We start from the raw sequence: 14514 nt of genomic DNA, 5'->3' as shown, positions 1-14514 counted from the left end.
GAGTGTTTGAATAGTAAATAACTGATATTTTATTTTTATTATAATGGTAGTGACTATGTTATTTTGAAAATGCCAATTACTATTTTAAAGTACATAAGATTGTTACAATCTTAAGAAGGGTTATTATTGTTTGTTATAAACATAGAGGGCAATACATGAATGACATAAATCTAACCGTTTCTTCAACGTACATCGTAAAGCTACTTACAAAATGCGGCTGCTCCAAAAGAGTAGTAGCTTTAGTTTGGAGAAATTTATGGAAATAAAAGTTCTTGCATTAGAGAAAATTTATAGTTAGAATGATTTATAGTTAGATAATCTAATTAAAAGGTGATTCAATGACAAAACTTAAGAAAACGTACACGAACGAAGATGATTTACCAGTGTTAGGGGTAGAGCCATATATTGAGCTGATTCAGACATCCTCTTCAAGTAAAACAAATCAAGAGGATGCGAAATTGGGATTAATGTTGTTATGGCTAAGTGACTATGTTCTAGATGTAACGGACAATGAGTTAGCTCCTTTCGGAATTACAGAAAGTAAATTAGACTTATTACTATTGCTGACACTGCATGAAGAGAGACGTGCGACTCCGTCTGCTTTAGCTAAACGATTAGGGGTTACGAGAGCATCAGCAACGTCAATGCTTGATTGGCTAGAAAAGAGAAATCTTATTGTACGGAATCATAGTAAAGAAGATCGGAGGAAAATTTATGTGAGTTTAACTGATGAAGGGCGTACTTTTATTGCTGAAGTTTTGCCGACTTATTGGTCGTCATGTGCTTCTAATTTGATTGACTTGGAGCCTGATGAACGAAAAGTATTTGAGAAGTTAGTGAGTAAATTATTAACATCTATACAAAGAAAACTAAAGGTGGAACGTTAAACTGTAGCTATGTTGATACAGTTTAATTTTCAGTCATTTAATTAGATTATCTAACTATAAGCTAATCAAATTAAAAGGGTGATTTATTTTATGAACATTGAAATTTCGGGAAATCGCGCAAATTATTCTTTAATGACGACTATTTTATCCTGGACGGGTATGGTGGTGATGTCGAGTTTATATTTAACAATACCTCTTATTAGTTTCTTCAGTGATTATTTTAATATTTCATTGTCCAAAGCAGGCTTTACATCAAGTGTTTTTTCACTAGGATTTGCACTAGGGTGTTTTTTCTATGGTGCGTTATCAGAAAAATATGGGAGAAAAAATGTGATTGTTTTTGGGCTTTTTTCATTAAGTGTGATAACGTTGCTACTAGGATTAGTTAATGATTTTTCCTTCATTCTTCTATTAAGAGGATTACAAGGACTTGCGGCAGCTACATTTTCACCAGTGGCACTTGCTTATACACTTGAAGTATTTCCGAATGATCGAAAAGTTGGGGCAGTTGGTTTTATCAGCACGGGATTTCTTGTAGCTGGTATAGTCGGTCAGGTATTTAGTGGGTATGTAAGTGAACATAGTCATTGGCACGTCATCTTTTATGTACTTGCTGTAGTGTATGTTATGACTGCTTTGCTAGTCATGTGGATCTTACCAAAGGGAGTGATTCAGAACCAAACCCAAAATATATGGGCGCCTATGAAGAGAATGAGTATTATTTTCACCAATAGAAATTTGATATTCAGTTATATCATTGCGTTCGTTCTATTAATGTCTTTTGTCAGTATGTACATTATTTTGGGTGAATATCTAACGAGTACTTCCTTTGGTATGAAGAGTCAGAATCTAATTTACATTCGCTTTTTTGGAATTTTAGGGATGATCATGTCACCTTTCGCGGGGAAATTAGCAAAGCGTTTTAATGTACTCTTTGTACTTAAAATGGCCTTGTCTCTTTCGATTATTGCACTAACCATGATGAGCTTTATCTCAACGATACCTGGTTTAACTATAATTAGTATTCTATTTGTTAGCGGGATTGCTCTTGCTGTTCCTTCATTAGTGACACTTGTTAGTCAGTTAGGCTGGAACATGGGTGGTATTGCGGTCTCTATGTATACGGTAATTTTATTTGCTGGAACAAGTGTTGCACCTATCATATCTGTTTATTTTATACAATCTGGTAGCTTTTCCGTAGCTTTCATTCTTCTTGCTACAACACTTAGTATCGGATTGGTTTCCGTACTAATGATTAAAAGTGGGAAAAAAGAAAATTCGAATTGAATGGTGCTTGTAGGAAAGTAATGTAAAAAGCCCTGAAACCTTGATATACAAGGGATTTCAGGGCTTTTGTCGTCATTATTTGCAGAGCAAATTGATTAACGAGAGTAGAACTCTACGATGAATGCTTCGTTGATTTCAGCAGATAGTTCAGAACGTTCTGGAAGGCGAGTGAATGTACCTTCTTTTTTGTCTGCATCAAATGCTAAGTAGTCAGGTACGAAGTTGTTTACTTCGATCGCTTCACCAACTACAGATAGGTTTTGAGATTTTTCACGAAGAGAAATCGTTTGACCTGCTTTAACGCTGTATGATGGAATATCAACGCGTTTACCGTCTACCATAACGTGACCGTGGTTTACTAATTGACGAGCTCCACGACGAGTGCGAGCTAAACCTAAACGGTAAACTAAGTTGTCAAGGCGAGTTTCAAGAAGAATCATGAAGTTTTCACCGTGAACACCTTTCATTTTACCAGCGCGGTCAAATACAGTACGGAATTGACGTTCAGTCATACCATACATATGACGAAGTTTTTGTTTCTCTTGTAATTGTAAACCGTACTCTGATAATTTTTTACGTTGGTTCGGGCCGTGTTGACCTGGTGCGTAAGGGCGTTTTTCGATTTCTTTACCAGTACCGCTTAGTGAGATACCAAGACGACGTGATAATTTCCAAGATGGACCTGTATAACGAGACATATTGTTGTCTCCTCCTTTAAATTTGGTTTGTTTGTTGTAAAACAAAAACCAGTAGTACCCATTCTTAAACGCATTTTATTTTCATGTATTTTCGCCTATGCAGCCGTTAGGTTACGCAATACACCATCTATTTTCTTAGGAGAGTACCCGTTTAGTAATACTCTTTAAAATAGAGGAATAAAATACAATATTAAGATCATACCACTGCTGCGTTTATTTTACACAAACTTCATTGTAACTGCTTATTTCATAGACGTCAATTATTAGCATAGCTATTTTTGAAAAGGGACAATAGTAGGAAATTCCCTTTCATAGATTTCACACTATTTCAAAATAGTTAATGATAAGGTAATAATATGTATAATTTAAAAAGTGAAACAGAATAACATAGTCAAAATGACACAATTTATGTATAATATATCATAAGTTAATAGTAATTGATTTGTACGTTATATAGAAAAGGTGATTTCATGACAGACCATTTACAAACGCTAAAATATATAAAATCAGATGTTTTGAGCTTTTGGGTGAGTTCGAATGGAGAACTCACCAGTTTTAATGAGTATTTTTATTCATTAAAGCAGTGTCTAAAGAAGCACTTGAAAATTGTAAATGCTGCTTTTCTTAGCTATGAAGGTAATAGTTTAATACCTATAGAAGAAGTAGCTACGTTAACAATCGAAACAAAACTAAATGCTGTGTCATGGCTGATGATTGAAACTAGCTTTTATCAACAAAAAATGGTAAAGCTCCCTTATATATTAAAAGAAAAAGAAGTATATAACAGGATGACAGATATGGTGCTTTTCCAACCGGAGGGCAAAGATCCCATTGGTATATTACTTGTGGAAGCAACAGATGCTTGGACTGACTTTATGACTTCTGATTACGGTGAAGAGTGTATAGAAATGCTTATGAATGTTTTGCAGATTTTCAGTGAGAACTTAGAAGTAAGATCAAATGAGGACCAATATAGAAAACTGTACAATATGACTGATTTATTTCATTCAACAATGGACATAGATTTAATTTTAGAAAATGTGCTGAAAAATATTAGGGATAATTTCCGGGAATTTAATGTTGAACTGATACTATCGAATGATCAAGACCGCCATACGACCATAGATATTAAGCTTTTTGATTACTTATCTGAAAGACCAGCTACTATTGAGGCTTTTGTATCAGGGGATTTGACAACTGAATTGGCAAGTGACCTGAATTGTCGTTTATTAAATGCACCTATAAAAGGAAGGCAAGCTATTTACGGTATTTTACAAGTAAGTGCACCACCGACATATCTTTTCTCAACGACTGAAAAGGACTTTGTACGAATGCTAGCGCAAGCATCCGGGAATGCACTAGAAAATGCCAAATTATATCATCAATCGCATCGCCTCGTAAGTGACTTACAACTTATTAATGAAACATCACATCGTTTAAATATGCGGATTGATATTCACGAAATGTTGCTTTTTCTACAAAAACAGTTAATGAAATCGTTTCAACCAATGGAAGTATGTTTCGCTTTTAAAAATAAGGATACCTTTGAAGTGACGGATGCCAGTACAACTTTATTTAAATTAGAGGAGGGGAAAACGTATATCAAACATGTTGAACAACATTTTGAACATACGAATGACCCATTATTTATAGCCGACTTTAGCCGACTAACGCCCAATCAAATTGAATATCGTTCGATTATGGCCATCCCAATTTTGATGGAGGAAAAAATAAATGGTTTTAGTATCGTACTACACAAAGAACCATATTTCTTTTCATTTGATAGCTTTAAGTTAATGCAGTCTTTGATCCATCACTCATCTTTAGCGATTGCAAACTCTATTTTACGAAATCAGCTTCAGGAAATGGTAGATAGGGATCATTTAACAAAGCTATATGCCAGAAGTTATTTAGATCACTATGTAGAAAAATCCCTTATAAAAGATCAATCGGGTATGTTTTTACTTATCGACATTGATAATTTTAAGCGTATTAACGATACTTATGGCCACCAAATTGGCGATAAAATTCTCGTACAAATTGCAATGAAGTTAATTGAGACGATCGGGACACAGGGGATTTGTGCACGTTGGGGTGGAGAGGAAATGTCAGTCTATGTACCAAATATTGATGAAAAAGAATCAATCGAACTGGCATCGACTATTGTTGCAATGATTCCGGACGCAACAGATCCCCAAGTAACAATATCGGCAGGGCTCATAACATGGGATCAAAATTATCGACCAGCATTTCAATCGGTTTTCTTACATGCAGATACAGCTCTATACCAAGCCAAAAACAGTGGGAAAAATCGTTTTTGTATTCATGATCGTTACCTTCAAACAAATGCATAAAAAAATAAATTTATAGATTTGCCCCGAAATGATATGTAAAAAATCAACATTTCAGGGCAATTTTTAATATTTATATTCCGATTTACAACAGTCTTTATAGATGGGTAAGTAATGTTTTGACAAATTGCTCTAAGCCAACTTGATCATCAACAGAGAAGCGATTTGTAATTGGGCTATCGATATCAAGCACACCTAGAACTTTACCTTCCTTCAGAAGAGGGATAACAATTTCGGATTGGGAGGCAGCATCGCAGGCAATATGTCCTGGAAATGCGTGGACATCTTTTACGACAATCGTTTCTTTTTTCACTACGGCTGTACCGCAAACACCACGACCCGCAGGAATTCTAACGCAAGCAGGTAAGCCTTGGAATGGACCTAATACAAGTTCTTCGCCTTGTGAAATATAAAAACCAACCCAGTTAATATTTGTAAGAAATTGATTGAGTAATGCGGAAGCGTTACTTAAATTAGCGATGCAATCCGTTTCTCCAGTGAGTAGTGCATCTAATTGCTTTGCTAATGCATTATATTGGTCCATTATAGGACCTTCGTAATTTATTTGTGTAAACATACTAGCACCTCGTTTAAAAGTTATTCATTTAGGAAATATAACATTATAATGTTGATGTAAATCAACTGCGGCATGCGCATCAGATCCAAAAACAAAAGGTAACCCAATTGACTTACTATAGTCAATTAAAGAAAATGGTGGGTAGGGTTCTTGACAATATGCTTTACTTAAACCAGCACTATTCAGGTCAAGTTCGTACCCTTCTTTTTTCATTAAATCTAAGATCTTTTGAATCCGGGCTGTATCATCAATTTTCACATTGTGTGCTAATTGAAATTTATGAATGAGAGATGGATGTCCAATACGTTTAGGTTTGTATTGTCCTAAATTCGCTTGGATTGATTGAAGGACAGTATCATAATATAGATCATAGACATGTTCTACGGAGCCAATCTTTTTTGAAAAATCTTTAAAGGTCTCTGCTGAATAGTCGATACATACAAAGTTATCCCGCCACTTTAAAAAATGAACGGATAAAATAGCATCATCTAAAAAATGACCATATGTATCAAGGAAGCTACGTGTTTGCTGCTCGAAGCCTAAAATATAGTCAATTTCAAGCCCAATACGAATCCGGATGTCCTGCGCGTACTGATTTTGTAATCGCTGTAAATCTTCAAAATAGGGTACTAAATACGCTGGATTCATGCCGCTATCCTTATCGGGTGTAGGGTCGACAAAGCCGGGCGGTAACGGAGCATGTTCTGTAAACGTAATATCCGTAAAGTTTTCAGCAATAGCTTTTTCGATATATAGCGTAAATGCATCTGTTGTACCATGTGGACAATAGGGGCTATGGATATGCCCGTCTCTTTTCATAAAATATACACTCCTTTGGCTATTTGACTTGTGTCTAGATAGTAACGCCGTACGTTCAAGGACAGGAGTTGCCGTCTTGTCTGTTGGGCGTGAATACACTTTTCTGAAAATCACTTAAATTTTAGTACAAAAGGGGAAAACATAGTATATAATAAATACAACTAGCCAATTCGTATATTGTAGAATAGGAGGCTTACGATGGAGTATATCATCATTCCAATTATCCTACTATTAATTTTAGCCATAGTAGGATTTATGATGCGACGAAAACATACCGCAATTATTGAACAACTTGAAAATGAAAAATTACAAATACAAAATAATCCCATAAATGAGGAAATTTCTAAGGTTAAATCATTAAACATGAATGGTGAAACGGAAGAAATGTTTGAACGATGGCGCAATAGCTGGGATGAAGTCATCGATGTACATATGACAAAAATTGATTCACTCCTATTCGATGCAGAGGACCAAGTCAATCATCTTCGTTTTAAAAAAGCAACGTTGATTGAACGTGAAATTGAGGATTATGTTCGTAAGTGTGAACAAAGCAAAGATAAAATTTTAGAAGAATTAAATGAATTAATTGGCAGCGAAGAAAAAAATCGTATTGAAATTGAACAACTGAAAGAATATTATCGATCAGCACGTAAAACTTTACTTGCCCATCAACACTCTTTTGGGATTGCATTACCGGCACTTGAGCAGAAGCTAGAAGTATTTGTTCAAAAGTTTGAAGAATTTGATGAGCTTACTCGAGACGGTAACTATTTGCAGGCACGTGAAATTGTTATTGGTTTGAATCATGAATCACAAGAGACATTTGAATATATTAATGACGTGCCAACTATTTTGACTGAACTACAAGTGAAATTACCAGGTGCTGTTCAAGAATTACGTAATGGTCAACGTGAAATGGAAGAGAAATCTTATTATTTACATCATTTAGAGTTGGCAGAGGCACTGGACAACCTTGAGACGGAGTTTGCCAATTTAAAAGATGAATTGGCTCAACTTAATTTATCTTCTGTAAAGCCGAGAGTTGTTGAAATAAATGAAGAAATTGACCATTTTTATGATTTGCTTGAAAAAGAGGTCATTGCAAAAAATTATGTAGATCAAAATTGTGAGCGATTATTAGGTTCCATCACAAATGTTATTAGCTCGACCCGCTTAGTTAATGATGAAGCCACTTTTGTACAACAAAGCTATCATCTTAACGAAAAGGATGCTGAAATCCCAAAAGCTGCTTTAAAACAATTAGAAGCACTCCAACGTCGTTACGATTTATTAGCAATGCGTGTTACAGAGGAAAAATCTGCCTATTCAAGTTTGCAGGAGGAACTGATTGAAATAAGTGAGGAGCTTGAACGTATTCATGAGGAGCAAGATCATTTATCGAATACGATGAAAAAGCTTCGAATTGATGAAAATAAGGCTTGTGCACAAGTAGAAAATCTGAAGAAAACATTACAGGATACAGATCGTCTGTTAAACAAAGCGAATATTCCAGGTATTCCAGAAGAAATGGATGCACGTTTAGATGAGGCTGCTGAGCACATTTATGTTGTGATGCAAAGTTTACAAGAAGTACCACTCAACATGGGAACAGTTCATAATAACTTAAATGCTGCAACACTTTGTGTTGAGGATGTTCATTCCAAGGCACATGAACTAATTGAGAATGTTATGCTGATTGAACGTATTATTCAATATGGCAATCGTCATCGAGCAACAAACCCAAAATTAAATACACGTTTAAAAGAAGCAGAAGAAGCATTCCATCAGTTCCGTTATACAAAAGCGCTTGAAGAGGCTGGGACAGCTGTTGAAGAAATGGAGCCAGGTGCTTTAAAACGTATTCAAGAAATTGTCGCAGAGGATTTAGTTGCGCGTTAATAACAAATATATATTTACAGTATAAATATGATTATATTGAAAAGAGTAACCACCACACTGGATTGAAGTTGGTGGTTTTCTTATGAGAATTAGGATATACGATAGCCAAAATTTTATAGATTGCAGTCTTGAAGTAAAATTTAGCAAAGAGTCATGATTTTGATAAATGGCAAAGAAGAAGGGGTTAGCTTTTTGTCAGATTTTTATGAGAGTAGGTTTAATAAGCTTATTTTTATTATAATTATGGGATTATGAATACTGTGGATTATTACGTTACATAATTCCAATAGGCCTTATGCTATAATAGACAACTAGATTTACGGCAATGGCATGCTAATGAAGGTCGTAGTCGTGGCATAGGAGCTTTATCCTCAGTTTGGCTAATGAATTAGGAAAGAGGAGGATAGAGCTCAAGCAAATGGAATAATGCGATATCAGCAAAAAATAATTTAATAGGAAATTTTTTGTAACCTAATAATAGTTAATGGTTTTATTAGCAAGTTTGAACTATAATAAATACCGTTAAATTAACGTTTTGAAAGTGTGTGAATAACGATGAAAGTAAATACAATATATTTAGATAACAGCGCTACAACTAAACCGTATAAAGAAGTGATGCAGGCATTTATGGTAGTGAATGAGCAGTATTATGCCAACCCTGCATCGATTCATGCAATGGGTGTAGAATCAAATGAATTATTAATGCGTGCTCGTGAACAAGTAGCAGACATTTTGCAAACTGAGGCGAAAAATGTATTGTTTACTTCAGGAGGTACTGAATCAAATAATACAGCTATTTTCGGTTTAGCGCATGCCAATACTCATAAAGGTAACCATATTTTGACGACAGAAATTGAACACCCATCTGTGTTAGAATCGGTGAAGCAACTTGAAAAAGAGGGCTTTGAAATAGAATATTTACACGTCGATAAATCGGGTGTAGTGTCGTTAGATGAATTGCGAGAAAAAGTTCGCAAGGATACTATTTTAGTAAGTATGATGCATGTGAATAACGAAATGGGTGCCATTCAGCCGATTTTTGAAGCGGCAAAAATTGTCCATGAAGCAAGTCGTGCCGCTTTTCATGTGGATGCGGTGCAAAGCTTTGGAAAATTACCAATAACATTTAATGACGATGAAGGACCGGATTGTATTACTATATCAGGTCATAAAATTCATGGTTTTAAAGGTTCAGGCATATTAGCATTTCGTAAAAAAATACAATGGCAGCCGTATGCACTTGGTGGAGGACAAGAATTTGGCTTACGTAGTGGCACAGTGGCTGTCCCACAAGCGGTAGCACTATCAAAGGCGGCTCGTATTGCAATCGAAACAATGAGTGAACGTGCGAAAAAATATCGTACATGGCAAGATGAAATATGTACGGAGTTAAAAGAATATGGTGAGGCTGTGCATATTTTATCGACACCAAATGGCGCGTCACATATCTTATCATTTAGTGTGCGTGACTTAAAAGGTGAAGTCATTATCAATGCACTACAGAAACGTGGCGTTATTGTGTCAACATCGAGTGCATGTTCTTCCAAGCAAACAAAAACGAGTCATGTTGTAGAAGCGTTAAATATTGATGAGCATTTTAAAAAAGGTGTAATTCGAGTAAGCTTTGGTGCATATATAGCGGATGAAGACATTACACAATTTAAACAAGTACTGCATGAAGTACTAATGGAACTTAAAGGAGAATAAGCTTTATGATTTGGAAAGAAATATTAATTCGATATGGTGAGTTATCTACAAAAGGTCGCAACAAGATGGATTTTATCCGTCGCTTGCGTGAAAATATTCGCCATGCATTTACTGATTTAGGTCATCTACACATACGTACAGAACGGGATCGTATGTTCATCGCTATACAAGACGAGGCACAAATGAACGTTTTACTAAATGGATTACCGAAAATTTTTGGGATTCAATCATTCAGTCCAGTTGCTGCATGTGACAAAGACATCGAGGCGATGAAATCACTTGCAATTACAATTATGGATACATTTAAACATGAACAGTTAACTTTTAAAGTTGAAGTAAAGCGTACAGATAAAACATTCCCATTAGATTCACATGGCATTCAGCGTGAAATTGGTGGATATGTCTTACCTCAATATCAAAATTTATCAGTAAAAGTGAAAAAACCAGATGTAGAACTTCGTGTTGAGGTCCGTCATGATGCAACTTATATGATGGCACAAGTTATTCCGGGTGCTGGTGGCATGCCAGTTGGCTCTAATGGTAAATCATTATTAATGCTTTCAGGTGGTATTGATAGCCCGGTTGCAGGATATTTAATGTTGAAACGTGGAGTCCGTTTAGAAGCCATTCATTTCTTTAGTCCGCCGTATACAAGTCAAAATTCATTGGAAAAAGTAAAAGTACTTGCCAATGAATTAACGAAATTTGGGGCGAATATTCGTCTACATGTTATTCCTTTTACCGAAATCCAAGTACTTATTAAAGAAAAAGTGCCATCTAATGTGTCGATGACAACAACACGCCGTATGATGTTAAAGGTTGCTGACAAAGTCCGTGAAGAAATTGATGCACTTGCGATTGTTACGGGTGAAAGTCTTGGGCAAGTAGCAAGTCAAACACTTGAAAGCTTAACCGCTATAAATGCTGTAACTAATACACCGATTTTACGTCCGCTAATTTCGAATGATAAATTAGAGATAATTGAAATTGCTGAAAAAATTGGAACATACGAAACATCAATACAACCTTTTGAAGACTGCTGTACAATTTTCACGCCCGCTAGTCCAAAAACTAAACCAAAGCTTGAAAAAGTCGAGCATTACGAAAGCTTTTCTGATTTCGACGAACTAATCGATCGCGCTGTAAAAAATCGTGAGGTCTATATTTTCCCGAAAAAAGAACAACCTGCTGATAAATTTGTAGATCTTTTATAAAAAAACTTCAATTGTTATGCTGTTTAAACGAACTTAAATTTGTTATATATATAGGAAAGAAACCGTCTCAAAATTCTATTTTGAGGCGGTTTTTATTTAATTGCTAATTGGTTTCCTTTGCAGTTACATTTTACCTATAAAATTTTTGTATTAAAAAACAAATAACGCACATTCTATATTCACAAGGAGGTGAGAAACATGACAAACAACAACAACCGCAGTTCAAACAAGCTTGCAGTACCTGGTGTACAACAAGCACTAGATCAAATGAAATACGAAATTGCACAAGAATTTGGTGTTCAATTAGGAGCTGACGCTTCAGCTCGTGCCAACGGTTCCGTTGGTGGTGAAATCACTAAACGTCTTGTACAAATGGCAGAATCTCAATTAAAAGGTATGCCAAACAACAACCAATAAATGCAGAATAAGCATTTATAAACTTAAAACCAGTGACCGTAAAAGGCACTGGTTTTAGTTTGTTTAAATTTACTGTTTTTATCCCGTACTATTGCATTGAAACGATTTCAAAGTGGCTACAGTATGTTGTATATTAACACTTTCACAAATAGTAGAAATAACAGCAATACCATTCGCACCCGCTTTAAAAACTTTCTGTGCATTGGACTCATCAATTCCGCCAATTGCTACTATAGGCAATTCAGGAAGTTCAGTACGAACTTGTTGTAAAAATTCAGTACCGCATGGTGGTTTGGCATCACTTTTTGAAGTAGTTGTAAAAATAGGACCAATACCTACATAATCAGCTTCGTACTGTATAGCAGTGTGCACTTCTTCTATTGTATGAACAGACACACCAAGCAACATTTTTCCGATTTTTTCTCGGATAACCGCAACAGGAAAGTCATCTTGCCCAACATGGATGCCATCAGCACCAAGTTTTAAAGCAAGCTCGATATCATCATTGACGATAAACGGAATATGACACTGTTTGCAAAGCTTTTGACAACTTTGAGCAAAAATTTCATAAGCCTGGCCAGTTAATGCACCTGGACCCTTTTCGCGAAATTGAAACATAGTAATGCCTGATTGTAGTGCTTCTTCAAGCACTTCTAATGGACGGCGCTTATGAACGTTTGTCGAACCCATAATAAAATAAAGCTGTAAATCATTACATTTCATGAATCGTTACCTCACAAGAATCTTTAAATTTATGGTAGGCGAAATGATTCGTCGGACCATGCCCATTGCCAATAGATAAATCATGTGTAATGGCGAGTTGAATAAATTTTTTTGCTTCAACTATAGCTGTATCTATAGGTACTTTACATCCAATAAAAGCTGTTAATGCAGCAGAGAATGTGCAGCCCGTGCCGTGAGTATTTTTCGTTGCAATACGTGTCGTTTGCATGGAAAATGTTCGACCATCTTTAAAAAATACATAATCAGTCGAAAAATTTATGTCAGCTAAATGTCCACCTTTAATGACAACACATTGTGTGCCTAGTTGTAAAAGTGTTTGAGCAGCTTGGCTAATGGATGTAAAATTATCGATTTTTCTTCCCGTTAATACTTCTGCTTCAGGTATGTTTGGCGTAATAACAGTTGCTAATGGCAATAAATAACATCGCATTGCCTGCATTGCCTCCCGTTGCAATAAGCTTTCGCCACCTTTGGCAATCATTACAGGATCTATAATAAGTGGGATATCTAAGTTAGTCATCATGTTTGCGATTGCTTGAATAATATCAGCGGAAAAAAGCATTCCTGTTTTGATAGCGCTAATCGGAAAATCCTCTAATAGTGCATAAAATTGTTTCTCAATAAAGCTTGTTTCAATTGGTAAAACACCTGACACACCTAATGTATTTTGTGCAGTTAATGCTGTAATAACTGAAGTGCCAAACACCTTTAATTCTTGAAATGTTTTTAAATCTGCTTGAATTCCTGCACCACCGCCGCTATCAGAGCCTGCAATTGTAGTCACGATACGCATTACTTTTCACCGTCCTTTGACAGACGATGTAACTCATTTAAGACCGCTATTTGAAAATCACCAATATTTTGTGTCGAGCAGGCAGCCTGTTCAGCTAGTTTTTTATAAGCCAATAAAGTGCCTACTAATTGTGTAAATGGCTCGTTATGTGCAACATAAGCTGCGGCACAGATGGCGCTTAATAGGCAGCCTGTCCCTGTGACTTCTGTCATTTGATAATGGCCACCTACAATCCATTGCATCTGTTCCCCATCGGTTATAAAATCTTTTTCACCGGTCACAATAACAATACAATCATAGCGTTGAGCTATTTGCTTTGCTTCCTCTTCAATGCAAATTGATCCGCTGCCACTGTCCACGCCTTTTTGCTGCCAACTCACATTTGCAATAGCTGCAAGCTCGCCCATATTGCAACGAATAACAGCAAAATTAACTTCGGCTAATAGTTGATGGACTGTTTTTTTTCGAAAAGTAGTTGCCCCAGCACCAACGGGATCTAAAACAACCGGGATGTCAAGTGTATTAGCCATTTTCCCAGCACGTAACATAGATTCTCTAGTACGGTTATTTATCGTACCAGTATTTAATAATAGCGCAGAAGCAATCTTTACCATTTCATCGACTTCATCGACTTCATCGGCCATTACAGGAGAAGCACCAATTGCCAATAAGCCATTTGCTTGAAAGTTTGCCACAACATAATTGGTTATACAGTGAATGAGTGGCTTTTGTTTACGGATTGTTTGTAAAATCATTGTAAGTCCTCCTTTTTTGGATGGACGTAAGCATGCAAAAAAACTCTTTTTCGTGCAAGGAATCCACGTGAAAAGAGCTTTTCATCAATAACAAGATGTATTGCTCCCTACGTCAGTATTAACTAACAGGTTCAAAGGGTCAGGTTTTACCTTCTCAACTCAGGACGAGTCCCCCCGCAATCATGATTTTAGTTGACCAAAATGTACCATACTTTTTCACGGTGTACAATAGCGAGTTTTCATTATAGGAAAAGCAGTGACTGATGCCATATATAGAAGCATGATAGTTGTCATGACTTTTTAAAAATAAGGCTCCTTCCATTGAAAATCATGAAAAATGAGTTTTATAATGAGCATAGCGAAGGG

The 14514-nt window shown here is 36.0% G+C and carries 13 protein-coding genes and 1 riboswitch; of the genes, 7 read left to right on the top strand and 6 right to left on the bottom strand.

What is annotated here, in order from left to right; genetic code table 11:
• Nucleotides 1-338: 338 nt before the first annotated feature.
• Together H131_RS16155 and H131_RS16150 are read left to right on the top strand one after the other, a co-directional pair.
• The gene (locus tag H131_RS16155) at nucleotides 339-887 is read left to right on the top strand and encodes a MarR family winged helix-turn-helix transcriptional regulator (protein WP_010860212.1); all 549 of its coding nucleotides are present in this window, start codon (nucleotides 339-341) and stop codon (nucleotides 885-887) included.
• Between the two features lie 90 nt (nucleotides 888-977).
• Complete coding sequence (locus tag H131_RS16150; RefSeq protein WP_010860211.1) at nucleotides 978-2174, top strand: MFS transporter; 1197 nt, start codon at nucleotides 978-980, stop codon at nucleotides 2172-2174.
• 95 nt (nucleotides 2175-2269) lie between these two features.
• Here H131_RS16150 and rpsD read toward each other — a convergent pair whose 3' ends face one another.
• Entirely contained in the window at nucleotides 2270-2872 is a 603-nt protein-coding gene (gene rpsD, locus H131_RS16145) for a 30S ribosomal protein S4 (protein ID WP_010860210.1), read from the bottom strand.
• Between the two features lie 470 nt (nucleotides 2873-3342).
• Here rpsD and H131_RS16140 point away from each other — a divergent pair, with 470 nt between their 5' ends.
• Nucleotides 3343-5226: a sensor domain-containing diguanylate cyclase gene (locus H131_RS16140; protein WP_036130653.1), complete on the top strand. Its 1884-nt coding sequence runs from the start codon at nucleotides 3343-3345 to the stop codon at nucleotides 5224-5226.
• A gap of 94 nt (nucleotides 5227-5320) precedes the next feature.
• On the opposite strand, the gene H131_RS16135 is transcribed toward H131_RS16140, so the two are convergent.
• Both H131_RS16135 and hisJ read right to left on the bottom strand, forming a co-directional pair.
• A complete protein-coding gene (locus H131_RS16135) occupies nucleotides 5321-5800 on the bottom strand; it encodes a GAF domain-containing protein (RefSeq protein WP_010860208.1) in 480 nt (159 codons plus the stop codon).
• Nucleotides 5801-5824: 24 nt separating this feature from the next.
• A complete protein-coding gene (gene hisJ / locus H131_RS16130) occupies nucleotides 5825-6619 on the bottom strand; it encodes a histidinol-phosphatase HisJ (protein ID WP_010860207.1) in 795 nt (264 codons plus the stop codon).
• Nucleotides 6620-6817: 198 nt separating this feature from the next.
• Here hisJ and ezrA point away from each other — a divergent pair, with 198 nt between their 5' ends.
• From ezrA to H131_RS16110, 4 genes are all read left to right on the top strand, one after another.
• Nucleotides 6818-8518: a septation ring formation regulator EzrA gene (ezrA, locus tag H131_RS16125; RefSeq protein ID WP_010860206.1), complete on the top strand. Its 1701-nt coding sequence runs from the start codon at nucleotides 6818-6820 to the stop codon at nucleotides 8516-8518.
• 555 nt (nucleotides 8519-9073) lie between these two features.
• Nucleotides 9074-10225, top strand: coding sequence for a cysteine desulfurase family protein (locus tag H131_RS16120; protein ID WP_010860205.1), 1152 nt, complete (start codon nucleotides 9074-9076; stop codon nucleotides 10223-10225).
• 5 nt (nucleotides 10226-10230) lie between these two features.
• On the top strand, nucleotides 10231-11439 hold the full coding sequence (thiI, locus tag H131_RS16115; RefSeq protein WP_010860204.1) for a tRNA uracil 4-sulfurtransferase ThiI: 1209 nt from the start codon (nucleotides 10231-10233) through the stop codon (nucleotides 11437-11439).
• 198 nt (nucleotides 11440-11637) lie between these two features.
• Complete coding sequence (locus H131_RS16110; protein WP_010860203.1) at nucleotides 11638-11856, top strand: alpha/beta-type small acid-soluble spore protein; 219 nt, start codon at nucleotides 11638-11640, stop codon at nucleotides 11854-11856.
• A 78-nt stretch (nucleotides 11857-11934) separates the two neighbouring features.
• Here H131_RS16110 and thiE read toward each other — a convergent pair whose 3' ends face one another.
• The 3 genes from thiE to thiM are packed head-to-tail and all read right to left on the bottom strand — an operon-like array spanning nucleotide 11935 to nucleotide 14148.
• Nucleotides 11935-12579, bottom strand: a complete 645-nt coding sequence (gene thiE, locus H131_RS16105) for a thiamine phosphate synthase (RefSeq protein WP_010860202.1) — start codon at nucleotides 12577-12579, stop codon at nucleotides 11935-11937.
• On the bottom strand, nucleotides 12569-13393 hold the full coding sequence (gene thiD / locus H131_RS16100; protein ID WP_010860201.1) for a bifunctional hydroxymethylpyrimidine kinase/phosphomethylpyrimidine kinase: 825 nt from the start codon (nucleotides 13391-13393) through the stop codon (nucleotides 12569-12571). Before thiD ends, thiE begins: the two co-directional genes overlap by 11 nt.
• Nucleotides 13393-14148 carry a hydroxyethylthiazole kinase gene (thiM, locus tag H131_RS16095; RefSeq protein WP_010860200.1) on the bottom strand — a complete coding sequence of 252 codons (756 nt, stop codon included), beginning with the start codon at nucleotides 14146-14148 and terminating at the stop codon, nucleotides 13393-13395. Before thiM ends, thiD begins: the two co-directional genes overlap by 1 nt.
• 87 nt (nucleotides 14149-14235) lie before the next feature.
• Nucleotides 14236-14334, bottom strand: a riboswitch (TPP riboswitch).
• Between the last annotated feature and the right edge of the window lie 180 nt (nucleotides 14335-14514).

The sequence above is a fragment of the Lysinibacillus sphaericus OT4b.31 genome (assembly GCF_000392615.1).
In the GTDB taxonomy this organism is placed as follows: Bacteria; Bacillota; Bacilli; order Bacillales_A; family Planococcaceae; genus Lysinibacillus; species Lysinibacillus sphaericus_B.
The sequence above is the reverse complement of the archived record's forward strand: the minus strand, read 5'-3'. Positions and strand labels throughout refer to the sequence as shown.

Excerpts from the sequence above, each read along its gene's own strand:
- H131_RS16135 (WP_010860208.1), bottom strand. The coding sequence starts at position 5,800 with ATGTTTACACAAATAAATTACGAAGGTCCTATAATGGACCAATATAAT.
- H131_RS16140 (WP_036130653.1), top strand. The coding sequence starts at position 3,343 with ATGACAGACCATTTACAAACGCTAAAATATATAAAATCAGATGTTTTG.
- H131_RS16110 (WP_010860203.1), top strand. The coding sequence starts at position 11,638 with ATGACAAACAACAACAACCGCAGTTCAAACAAGCTTGCAGTACCTGGT.
- thiM (WP_010860200.1), bottom strand. The coding sequence starts at position 14,148 with ATGATTTTACAAACAATCCGTAAACAAAAGCCACTCATTCACTGTATA.
- hisJ (WP_010860207.1), bottom strand. The coding sequence starts at position 6,619 with ATGAAAAGAGACGGGCATATCCATAGCCCCTATTGTCCACATGGTACA.
- thiI (WP_010860204.1), top strand. The coding sequence starts at position 10,231 with ATGATTTGGAAAGAAATATTAATTCGATATGGTGAGTTATCTACAAAA.
- rpsD (WP_010860210.1), bottom strand. The coding sequence starts at position 2,872 with ATGTCTCGTTATACAGGTCCATCTTGGAAATTATCACGTCGTCTTGGT.
- H131_RS16150 (WP_010860211.1), top strand. The coding sequence starts at position 978 with ATGAACATTGAAATTTCGGGAAATCGCGCAAATTATTCTTTAATGACG.
- thiE (WP_010860202.1), bottom strand. The coding sequence starts at position 12,579 with ATGAAATGTAATGATTTACAGCTTTATTTTATTATGGGTTCGACAAAC.
- H131_RS16120 (WP_010860205.1), top strand. The coding sequence starts at position 9,074 with ATGAAAGTAAATACAATATATTTAGATAACAGCGCTACAACTAAACCG.
- H131_RS16155 (WP_010860212.1), top strand. The coding sequence starts at position 339 with ATGACAAAACTTAAGAAAACGTACACGAACGAAGATGATTTACCAGTG.
- ezrA (WP_010860206.1), top strand. The coding sequence starts at position 6,818 with ATGGAGTATATCATCATTCCAATTATCCTACTATTAATTTTAGCCATA.
- thiD (WP_010860201.1), bottom strand. The coding sequence starts at position 13,393 with ATGCGTATCGTGACTACAATTGCAGGCTCTGATAGCGGCGGTGGTGCA.